The sequence below is a fragment of the Pseudomonas sp. PA-5-4B genome (assembly GCF_021606215.1).
Lineage (GTDB): Bacteria > Pseudomonadota > Gammaproteobacteria > Pseudomonadales > Pseudomonadaceae > Aquipseudomonas > Aquipseudomonas edaphica.
Genome location: NZ_WKDB01000117.1, coordinates 1 through 9742, shown reverse-complemented (window position 1 = coordinate 9742; position 9742 = coordinate 1). Strand labels below are relative to the sequence as shown.

Annotated in this window: 9 protein-coding genes; 6 read left to right on the top strand and 3 right to left on the bottom strand. The window is 62.7% G+C overall.

All coding sequences use genetic code 11. The annotated features are described in order from the left end of the window. Positions 1 to 103 precede the first annotated feature (103 nt). On the bottom strand, positions 104 to 1027 hold the full coding sequence (gene tal, locus GIW28_RS29950; protein ID WP_236447764.1) for a transaldolase: 924 nt from the start codon (positions 1025 to 1027) through the stop codon (positions 104 to 106). A gap of 345 nt (positions 1028 to 1372) precedes the next feature. Here tal and GIW28_RS29945 point away from each other — a divergent pair, with 345 nt between their 5' ends. From GIW28_RS29945 to GIW28_RS29930, 4 genes are all read left to right on the top strand, one after another. After that, positions 1373 to 2692: an LLM class flavin-dependent oxidoreductase gene (locus GIW28_RS29945; protein WP_138454001.1), complete on the top strand. Its 1320-nt coding sequence runs from the start codon at positions 1373 to 1375 to the stop codon at positions 2690 to 2692. A 151-nt stretch (positions 2693 to 2843) separates the two neighbouring features. Further along, positions 2844 to 3902 (top strand): ABC transporter substrate-binding protein, encoded by a 1059-nt coding sequence (locus tag GIW28_RS29940; RefSeq protein WP_236447991.1) that lies wholly within the window; start codon positions 2844 to 2846, stop codon positions 3900 to 3902. Continuing rightward, positions 3889 to 4878, top strand: coding sequence for an ABC transporter permease (locus tag GIW28_RS29935; RefSeq protein WP_017137741.1), 990 nt, complete (start codon positions 3889 to 3891; stop codon positions 4876 to 4878). Before GIW28_RS29940 ends, GIW28_RS29935 begins: the two co-directional genes overlap by 14 nt. Continuing rightward, positions 4872 to 5660, top strand: a complete 789-nt coding sequence (locus GIW28_RS29930) for an ABC transporter ATP-binding protein (RefSeq protein ID WP_236447990.1) — start codon at positions 4872 to 4874, stop codon at positions 5658 to 5660. Before GIW28_RS29935 ends, GIW28_RS29930 begins: the two co-directional genes overlap by 7 nt. A gap of 352 nt (positions 5661 to 6012) precedes the next feature. On the opposite strand, the gene GIW28_RS29925 is transcribed toward GIW28_RS29930, so the two are convergent. Next, a complete protein-coding gene (locus GIW28_RS29925; protein WP_099547759.1) occupies positions 6013 to 6555 on the bottom strand; it encodes an acyl-CoA thioesterase in 543 nt (180 codons plus the stop codon). Between the two features lie 106 nt (positions 6556 to 6661). Between GIW28_RS29925 and GIW28_RS29920 the strand changes: the two genes are divergently transcribed. Beyond that, complete coding sequence (locus tag GIW28_RS29920) at positions 6662 to 7618, top strand: GlxA family transcriptional regulator (protein ID WP_236447989.1); 957 nt, start codon at positions 6662 to 6664, stop codon at positions 7616 to 7618. Position 7619: 1 nt separating this feature from the next. Here GIW28_RS29920 and GIW28_RS29915 read toward each other — a convergent pair whose 3' ends face one another. Further along, on the bottom strand, positions 7620 to 8483 hold the full coding sequence (locus GIW28_RS29915) for a LysR family transcriptional regulator (protein ID WP_177032253.1): 864 nt from the start codon (positions 8481 to 8483) through the stop codon (positions 7620 to 7622). A 102-nt stretch (positions 8484 to 8585) separates the two neighbouring features. Between GIW28_RS29915 and GIW28_RS29910 the strand changes: the two genes are divergently transcribed. After that, positions 8586 to 9584 carry a quinone oxidoreductase family protein gene (locus GIW28_RS29910; protein WP_099547762.1) on the top strand — a complete coding sequence of 333 codons (999 nt, stop codon included), beginning with the start codon at positions 8586 to 8588 and terminating at the stop codon, positions 9582 to 9584. Positions 9585 to 9742: the final 158 nt, after the last annotated feature.

The following is a 9742-nucleotide window of genomic DNA, read 5'->3' as shown; positions in this document are numbered from 1 at the left end:
GTTTCTGGGGGGGGCGTGCTCCCCCGCGAAGGGAATCTGCCGCCCCCCCCCGCTTTCGCAGGCAAGCCAGCTCCCACATTTGACCGCATGCGGTTTTAGTACCTTACAGCGCAGCCAGCACCGCCTCGAGCTTCTCCTGATCCCGCGCAAACTGGCGAATGCCTTCGGCCAGCTTCTCGGTGGCCATCGCATCTTCATTCGACGCCCAACGGAATTGCGCTTCGGTCAATGGCTGACGCGCTTCGCCTTCTGCACCCGGCGCCAATTTGCGTTGCAGCACGCCGTTATCGTCAGCCAGTTTTTGCAGCAGGTCAGGGCTGATGGTCAGGCGGTCGCAACCAGCCAGTTCTTCGATCTGGCTCAAGGTGCGGAAGCTGGCGCCCATCACCACGGTGTCGATTTTATTGGTCTTGTAGTAGTTGTAGATACGCGTCACCGACTGCACGCCCGGGTCTTCGGCACCGGTGTAGTCCAGGCCGGTGTTTTTGCGATACCAGTCGTAGATGCGGCCCACGAACGGCGAGATCAAAAACACCCCGGCATCCGCGCAGGCCTGGGCCTGGGCGAAGGAAAACAGCAGGGTGAGGTTGGTCTGGATACCGGCTTTTTCCAGGCGCTCGGCGGTGCGGATGCCTTCCCAGGTGGAGGCCAGTTTGATCAGCACGCGGTCGCGGCCGACACCGGCCTGGTCATACAGGGCGATCAGCTGGTTGGCCTTGGCCCACAGCGCGTCTTCGTCGAACGACAAACGCGCGTCGACTTCAGTGGAAATACGCCCCGGAATCACCTTGAGAATGCCCGCGCCCACCGACACCGCGAAGTGGTCGCAGGCCAGGCCCACATTGCCTTTGGACAGGCTCACGGCATTGCGCAGCAGCTCGGCGTATTCCGGGATGGCGGCGGCCTTGAGCAGCAGCGACGGGTTGGTGGTGGCATCCACCGGGCGCAGGCGGCTGATGGCTTCCAGGTCGCCAGTGTCGCAGACCACGGTGGTGAATTGCTTGAGTTGTTCGAGCTTGGACGTCATGAGCGGCGGTCCCCAGGAAAAGAGTGAAGGTAGCTGTTGTACCATTTCCGGGGCGCCCTGTTTACCGCGCGTGCAAACCTGTCGCGGCCTTAAGGCTTCCAGGTCTGCACATCCTGCGCATCCACCGCCTTGGCGTAAGGCGTGCCTGTCATCACCGCGATTTTCTTGCGAAATAGCGCCAAGCTTAAAGTTATGAAAAGCATTCGATAAATACTCTTTCGATCTGAGCTTAGGGCGCTTTTTGCAGCGTCCGACGAATCGGGCATAACCATAGAGTTATATGATTCTTTCATAATCGTGCGTGATTAATATAATCAAAAGCGAACTTTCCCGCGAAGACGCTTTATGACCTCACGCCGCCAGATCCATTTGTCAGCCTTCCTGTTGAGCGGCCCGGTGGTGCACAGCCACGCGGTATGGCGCCACCCCGAAACCGTCGGCAATTACCTCGACCCCGAGTACTACACGCGTATCGCCAAAGTCGTGGAGGAAGGCTTGTTCGACTTCCTGTTTTTCGCCGATCGCCTGGCCGTGGGCGACCAGATGGGCGGCTCCCGTGAGTTTGCCTTGCGCTACGGCGCCCAGGACGCCACGCGCCTCGACCCGCTGCCGATCCTGTCGTACCTGGTGGGCCAGACCACCAAACTCGGCCTGGGCGCGACCCGTTCCACCACCTATTACGAACCGGCGCATATTGCCCGCGAATTCGCCACCTTGGACCACCTGTCCAAGGGCCGCGCGGCGTGGAATATCGTCACCTCGATGAATGACAGCGAAGGGCGCCTGTTCGGCAAGGCCAAGCACCTGGAGCATGACCTGCGCTACGACCGCGCCGATGAGTTTGTCGAGGTCGCGCTGAAACTCTGGAACAGCTGGGGCAAGGACGCGCTCAAGCTCGACCGCGAAAGCGGCGTGCTCGCCGACCCGGCATTGATTACCTCGGTGCAACACCAGGGCGAGTGGTTCCGGGTTGAAGGCCCGCTGAATATCCCGCGTTCGCCCCAGGGCCGGCCGGTGCTGATCCAGGCCGGGTCTTCCGGGCGGGGTCGGCGCTTTGGCGCACGGTGGGCCGAGGCGATTTTTACCATTCACCCGCACCTGGCGGCGATGCGGGCCTTTCGCGATGACGTGCGCGCCCAGGTGGTGCAACAAGGCCGCGCCGCCGACAGCTGCAAAATACTCACCGCGGTGATGCCGTTTATTGGCGGCAGCGAAGCCGAAGCCCGCGCCAAGCGCGACCAGCACAACGCCCTGGCGCGGCCGGAGTTGGGGCTGGTGACACTGGCTTCGCAGCTGAATGTGGACCTGTCGCCGTTCCCGTTGTCGGCCACCTTGGCCGAGGTGGCGCAATCGCCGCTGATCCACGCGGCGGCCGCTGAAAAGCTGCTGATGCAAGGCTCTGAGCTGACCCTGGAACAACTCGGCCGGATCTTCGCCAGCAGCGTGCGCGTGCCGCAACTGGTGGGCACCGGCGCGCAGATCGCCGACCAATTGGCTGAGCTGTTCGAGCAAGGCGGTTGCGACGGCTTTGTGATTTCGCCGGGGTACTTGCCGGGCTCGTTCACCGAATTTGTCGAAAGCGTGATTCCGCATTTGCAGCGCAAGGGCCTGTTCCGCACGGCGTACGAAGGTTCGACGTTGCGTGAGCACCTCGGTCTGGACTGATGCGCTCTATGTGGGAGCTGGCTTGCCTGCGATAGCGGTGGGTCAGTTTGCACCGTTGTTGACTGACACTGCGCTATCGCAGGCAAGCCAGCTCCCACATTTGGGCGGCGGTGTTTTTTATTGGGTACATCAATTTAAAGGAATAGTGCGCATGGCTGCTTTTGATCTCTTGACCCGTCGCCGCTTGCTCGGCATGGCAGGCATTTCCATGGCCGGCCTGGCGCTGCCCAGCCTGGGCTTGGCGGCCGACGAGCACGCCGGGCACGGCACGCCTGCGGAACCTGCAGGTACCGGCGAGTTCATCCGCCTCGACGCGCCGCGCAAGCTCAAACTGGCGGTCAACCTCAACGCTGTGTGCCTGGCGCCAGTGGTGATCGCCCACGGCCAGGGCTTCTTCACCAAGCACAACCTCGATGTGGAGCTGGTCAACTTCGGCAACTCCACCGAAGTGCTGCTCGAAGCCATCGCCACCGGCAAGGCGGATGCGGGCATAGGCATGGCGCTGCGTTGGCTCAAGGCGCTGGAACAAGGCTTTGACGTCAAGCTCACCGCCGGTACCCACGGCGGTTGCCTGCGCTTGCTGAGTGCGGCGAACGGCGGCGTGAACAGGCTGGAGGACCTCAAGGGCAAGGCCATCGGCGTCACCGACATGGCCAGCCCCGACCGCAATTTCTTCTCGATCCTGCTGAAAAAGCACGGCGTCGACCCGGTGCGCGACGTCGAATGGCGCCTGTACCCTGCCGACCTGCTGGGCACCGCGCTGGAGCGTGGCGAAGTGCAGGCGGTCAGCGGCAGTGACCCGTTCATGTACCGCCTGATCAAGTCCGGCGTGGCGCGGGAGTTGTCCACCAACCTGGTGGAGGAATACGCCAACCTCAGCTGCTGCGTGGTCGGCGTCACCGGCAAGCTGGTACGTGAAGACAAGCGCGTGGTCGCGGCGCTGACCCAGGCGATTCTGGAGGCCCACGATTATTCCGTGCAGCACCCCGAAGAAGTCGCCAAGGGCTTCCAGGCTTATGCGCTGAATACCACCACTGAGGAAGTGCAGGCGATCCTGCACGATCATACCCACGGCCACCATGCGGTCGGCGCGGCGCTGACGCAGGAAATCACCACCTATGTCACCGACCTGAAAACCGTCGAGGTGATCAGCAAAGGCACCGACCCGGTGGAGTTTGCCAAGGAGATCACCGCTGATGTCTTCAGTTGACGCTACAACTCTGAACCCAACCCTGACATTCAAGGCCGGCTGGCAGGGCGCCACGGTGGTGGCGGCCTGGGTGGCCGTGGCACTGTTGATCAGCTATTGGCCCAATGCCGTGCGCAATTGGCCAATGACCCAAGGGCTGGCCAATGTGTGCGTGGCGGTGGCTGCGCTGTTCATTCTGTTGAGCCTGCTGGGCCTGCGTTTTTCGCGGCTCGGCCAGCGCTTGCAAAAGGCCGGGCCGTGGTTGATTGCCTTGCCCGTGTTGCTGGGTGTCTGGGAACTGCTCACCGCCAAGCTGGCGCTGCTGCCGGTGCCGTTTTTCGCGCCGCCCCAGGCCTTGCTTGCGGTGTATGTCGAAGACTATGCGCGCCTGGCCGACAGCCTGCTGCATTCGGCCTTGCTGCTGGGTTCGGGCGTGGCGCTGGGCGCGGCGACTGGTTTTGTCGCGGGTGTCTCCATCGGCTGGTCCATGCGCATCGGCTACTGGTTGCACCCGGTGCTGCGCATCCTCGGGCCGGTGCCGTCGACGGCGTTGCTGCCGCTGTGTTTTTTCCTGTTCCCCAGCAGTTGGAGTGCGAGTGTTTTCCTGATCGCCCTGGCCACCTGGTTTCCGGTCACGGTGCTGACCTGGTCCGGCGTGGCGAGTGTCGATAAAGCCTATTACGACGTGGCACGCACCTTGGGTGCCAAGCCGGGCTTCCTGATTTTCAAAGTGGCGATCCCCGCCGCGTTGCCCCACGTGTTTGTCGGCTTGTTCATGGGCTTGGGCGCCTCGTTTTCGACCTTGGTGGTGGCGGAAATGATGGGGGTTAAATCCGGCATCGGCTGGTACTTGCAATGGGCTCAGGGCTGGGCCGCCTACGCGAACATGTACGCGGCATTATTGATCATGGCACTGGCGTGTTCGGGGTTGATCACCGGGTTGTTCCTGGTGCGTGACCGCTTGTTGGCCTGGCAGAAAGGAGCGATGAAATGGTAGCGCTGGCACAAGCAATCCAACCCGCGCCCGGGCTGGCGCTGCGGATTGAAAACCTCAGCCATGGCTTTGCACTGGACGGGCAGCATTTGCCGGTATTGGAGCGGGTTTCCCTGGAGGTGGCGCCCGGTGAATTCGTGGCGTTGCTGGGGCCTTCGGGGTGCGGCAAATCCACTTTGCTGCGCCTGGTGGCCGGGTTGGAACCGGCTGACTCCGGGCGTTTGCTGGCCGATGGGCACGCCATCACCGGCCCCGACCCGAGCCGCGTGGTGGTGTTCCAGGACCCGACCCTGTACCCGTGGCGCCGCGTGTGGGACAACGTCGCGCTGGGCCTGGAGGCTCAAGGCTTGCTCAAGACCCATTCGGCCAAGGTCGATCAAACCCTGGAAAAAGTTGGCCTCAGCGCCTTCGCGCACGCCTACCCTCGACAACTTTCCGGCGGCATGGCCCAGCGCGTGGCGTTGGCCCGTGCGCTGGTCAACCAGCCACGGCTGCTGATTCTGGATGAACCCCTGGGCAAGCTGGACTCGCTGACGCGCATCACCCTGCAAAAGGAGCTTATCGACCTGTGGCAGCGCCAGGGCTACACGGCGTTGCTGGTGACCCACGACGTGGAAGAAGCCTTGCTGCTGGCCAACCGCGTGATCGTGTTCAGCGACCGCCCGGCGAAGATCCAGGCGCAGTTGACCATTGACCGGCCCTATCCTCGGCATCGCGATGATGCCTATCTGGTGGGTTTGCGCCGGCAGATTCTGGGGTTGTTGGGGTTGGGGGAGAGCTGGTAGTTGTCGGTCTGATCGTTCCCACGCTCTGCGTGGGAATGCCGCTTGGGACGCTCCGCGTCCCGCAACCCCACAGTCTGACTGCATAGCCCTTGACACCGCCAACCCCATGCGCAAGGAACAACTCAGTTTTCGAAAATTGAGTTTCAGCGATGGCGAGAACCCATAAGCCAACCGATTTCGCAGATTTGCTAAAGCAATACGGCTTGGAAGTTATCGAGCTGGCGGGCCTCTGCAAAGCGGTCGACGGCAAAAGTCGGTACTTGCACTGGGATGAATTTCGTCGATACTCCACCTGGCCAGGGATGACGCCGAAGCCAACCTGAAGAAACTCGTATCCAAGGCCTAGGTGCGCTCAAACCTGCTCCTGCGCCCGCAACTGCACGCTCATCTCATCACAACTGTTTGCCCAGTCACTCAGCCACTGCGGCATGGGCGGTGAAGCTTCGGCCAAGCCGAGTTCGCGCACAAAGTCGGCCGGGGGCAGGGTGCCCTTGGCGGAGCGGAACAGGCCGCGCATCACCACCACGCCCACCACTCGGCCCTTGCTGATAAAACGATGCTCCATCAGGCTCCATTTGTGGTCCCAGCCGAGCATGCGGGTGTGTACCTCGAACACTTCAAAGAGCTTCAGCTCGCGGCGGAACTTGCCCCAGGTGTCGCCCACAATCGGCAACGCCTTGTTGCGCAGGGCCACGCGAAAAGCGCCGGTACGCAGCACAAAATCCATCCGCGCAACGTCTGCCAGGGTGAAGTACCGGCCGTTGGTGACGTGCCGGTTGATATCCAGGTCCAGCGGCCACACCCGCATGCGCACTACAGTGGTGTCCAAACCCTGCACGGGCTTGCGCCAGGGACGACGGAACAACATGAACAGCAATCGAAACCAGAGATTCATAAACGTGCCAGGCAGTTGATCAGAAGCCGCACTGTACGCAGCCGAAATCGGCTAAGGTAGGTGCGCAAATGACTTATTACATGCGAAAAACGCAAACAGGCTTTTTATGCACATTACCTTGCTCCTGGCCGATGATTGTTCTGCCGCCAACGCCACCCTGGTCCTGGAAATGCTCAGCGCCGCCAATCTGTTTGCCGACAGCCCACCCTTTGAGGTCGTGGTTGTCTCCCTGGACGGTCAGCCCGTCACCACGTGGAGCGGGCAGTGCATGCAGGTGGCGTGCGCGGCGGCGCAGGTGCGCCGCACCGACCTGATCCTGATCCCCGGTTTCCTGTTTACCCTCAAGCAGGCCCTGCCCACTTTTCCTGCCTACGGCCTGTGGCTGCGTGAGCAATATGCCCAGGGCGCGGTGCTGGCATCAATGTGCACCGCAGCTTTTTTGCTGGCCGAAAGCGGCCTGTTGCAAGGCTTGCGCGCTACCACCCACTGGGCGTTTGCCGAGCTGTTCCGGCGCCGTTACCCCGACGTGAGCCTGGAGGACGCGCAGATCCTGTGTGAAGAAAACCGTGTAATCACCAGCGGTGGCGCCAGCGCGGCGATGGACCTGATGCTGCACCTGATCCGCCGCTTCGGTTCACCAGAGCTTGCGCATACCTGTGGCAAATACCTGTTGATCGACGGCGTGCGTACCGAGCAGTCGGTGTACGCCCTGTGGTCGTTGCCCAAGAACCACGGCGACGGCGAGATCCTGCGGGTGCAGCATTGGCTGGAGCAGCACTTTGCCCAGGCGTTGGTAATTGACGACGTGGCGCGGCGCTTTGGCTTTGGTGTGCGCAATTTCAAGCGGCGTTTCAAGGAGGCGACCGGCTATACGCCCGTGGGTTATGTGCAAACCCTGCGCCTGGAGCGGGCCAAGCAGATGCTGGAGTCCACGCGCATGACCCTCGAAAGCATCACCTACGCGGTGGGGTATGAAGACAGTAATTCGTTTCGCCGCCTGTTCCAGCAGCGCGTGGGGATGCTGCCGGCGGCGTATCGCAAGAAATTCCTCGCCACGGCCTGAATCAGCGACGCAGCTGCGCCTGCACTTCAATACATTCCACCAGAAACTCCATCACCACCTTCACCGACGGTGAGCGGCGCATATCCGGGTAGACCGTCAGCCAGATATCACGCACCGGGCCGTCGCTGGGCGTAGGTAACCGGGTCAACAGCGGGTCGTGGTCGCCCACCAGGGTCGGCAGCACTACCGCGCCGACCTGCGCGCGAGCGGCCATTTGCTGGGTGATCAACTCGCTGGCGGCAAATACGATAGGGCGAGGGCCGCGCAGTTGGTGCAGCCAGGCTTGCTGGGGCAGGTGGTCGCGGCTGGCGTCGTAGGCGATGAAGGTCCATTGCGCTGCCGGCAAGTGTTCGAGCGCAGGTGCGGCGTACAAGCCGAAGCGCACCACGCCGACTTTGCGCCGCACCAGGGCTGCTTCGTCGGGGCGCACGGTGCGCAAGGCGATGTCGGCTTCGCCCTTGTCCAGCGCGGCCAGTTGAGTGGACGGCATCAGCACCAGATTCAGCTGCGGGTAGTGGGCGCGTAAACGCGCAAGCTGAGGTGCAATGCAGTGGTTGGCGATGGAGGGCGGGCAACTGACGCGCACAGTGCCGGCCAGTTCAATGGAGGCCACACGCGACAAGCGCATCACCTGCGTGGCCATATCGCCCATGCCCGCCGCCACTTGCGCCAAGGCCAGGCCTTGCGCCGTGAGCGGGCGGCTGCGGGGCAGGCGGTCCACCAGCTTTACGCCCAGGGCTTTTTCCAGTGCATCGACCCGGCGCCCGACGGTGGCGTGCTCCACCTGCAGCTCGCGGGCGGCGGCCGACAATGACTGGGTGCGGGCCAGCACGGTGAAGTAGTAGAGGTCCTGCCAATCGAACATCGGGTTATTTCCGCACAGAGGCTGGGAGGGATTGGGGAATATTCCAACCGAATAATCCCTTTTACCATGGCCGCTTCCCAGTGCAAACGGAGTTGTTCCCTGATGAAAGCCATTACCCTGCAAGCCTACGGCGGTCCCGATTTCGCCCAACTGCGCCATGATGTGGCCAAACCCCAGGTCACGGCCGGGCATGTGCTGGTCAAGGTGGCCTGCGCCGGGATTAATTTCATGGATATTCATACCCGCCAGGGCAAATACGCGGCGTCGGTGACTTACCCGGTGCGCTTGCCTTGCACCCTGGGCATGGAGGGCGCCGGCGTGGTGGTTGAGGTTGGCCCGGGCGTGAGCCACCTGGCCGTGGGCGACCGGGTGGCCTGGTGCATTGCCTGGGGCGCCTATGCCGAATACGCCAATGTGCCTGCCGACAAAGTCGCGCAGATTCCGAGCGCCATCCCCTTCGATCAAGCGGCTGCGGCGATGTTTCAGGGCTGCACCGCGCACTACCTGGTTGAGGACGTGGCGCGCTTGCAGGCCGGCAGCAGCTGCCTGATTCACGCGGCGTCCGGCAGCATCGGCCAGTTGTTGGTGCAGATGGCGCGGCGGTTGGGCGCGACCGTGTTGACCACCGGCAGCAGCGCCGAAAAATGCGCGATTGCCCGGCAACGTGGCGCCCACCGGGCCTGGACCTATGACGGCTTTGCCGATCAGGTGCTGCAAGCCACGGATGGGCGCGGAGTGGATGTGGTGTTTGATTCGCTCGGCAAAACCACCTTGCGCGAGAGTTTCCGTGCTTGCCGCACGCGGGGTTTGATCGTCAATTATGGCAACGTGTCGGGCTCACTGAGCGATTTGGACCCGATTGAATTGGGCGAGGCGGGCTCGCTGTTTTTGACCCGCCCACGCCTGGCCGACCACATGGCCGACGGGGCGACCGTGCAGCGGCGTGCCAATGCGGTGTTCGCGGCGATGCTGGAAGGGGCGTTGAGCGTGGAGATCGAGGGCCATTACAGCCTGGAGACGGTGCAACAGGTACACGCGCGCATCGAGGCGCGCCAGCAGATCGGCAAGGCGGTGTTGTGGGTGGACCGAGACCTGCGCTGATTGGTGGGGTGAGCAGGCTTGTTGTGGCGAGCAGGCTTGTTGTGGCGAGCAGGCTTGCCCTGCGTTGGGCTGCGAAGCGGCCCCAGTGCGGCTAATCCGATTTTTCAGTTAAACCGCATGCTCAGGTTTCAGGGCCGCTGCGCGCCCCAACGCAGGGC

What these genes read in the sequence shown, in the direction of transcription:
- tal (WP_236447764.1), bottom strand. Translation starts at nt 1,027, where the DNA reads ATGACGTCCAAGCTCGAACAACTCAAGCAATTCACCACCGTGGTCTGC.
- GIW28_RS29945 (WP_138454001.1), top strand. Translation starts at nt 1,373, where the DNA reads ATGACCTCACGCCGCCAGATCCATTTGTCAGCCTTCCTGTTGAGCGGC.
- GIW28_RS29940 (WP_236447991.1), top strand. Translation starts at nt 2,844, where the DNA reads ATGGCTGCTTTTGATCTCTTGACCCGTCGCCGCTTGCTCGGCATGGCA.
- GIW28_RS29935 (WP_017137741.1), top strand. Translation starts at nt 3,889, where the DNA reads ATGTCTTCAGTTGACGCTACAACTCTGAACCCAACCCTGACATTCAAG.
- GIW28_RS29930 (WP_236447990.1), top strand. Translation starts at nt 4,872, where the DNA reads ATGGTAGCGCTGGCACAAGCAATCCAACCCGCGCCCGGGCTGGCGCTG.
- GIW28_RS29925 (WP_099547759.1), bottom strand. Translation starts at nt 6,555, where the DNA reads ATGAATCTCTGGTTTCGATTGCTGTTCATGTTGTTCCGTCGTCCCTGG.
- GIW28_RS29920 (WP_236447989.1), top strand. Translation starts at nt 6,662, where the DNA reads ATGCACATTACCTTGCTCCTGGCCGATGATTGTTCTGCCGCCAACGCC.
- GIW28_RS29915 (WP_177032253.1), bottom strand. Translation starts at nt 8,483, where the DNA reads ATGTTCGATTGGCAGGACCTCTACTACTTCACCGTGCTGGCCCGCACC.
- GIW28_RS29910 (WP_099547762.1), top strand. Translation starts at nt 8,586, where the DNA reads ATGAAAGCCATTACCCTGCAAGCCTACGGCGGTCCCGATTTCGCCCAA.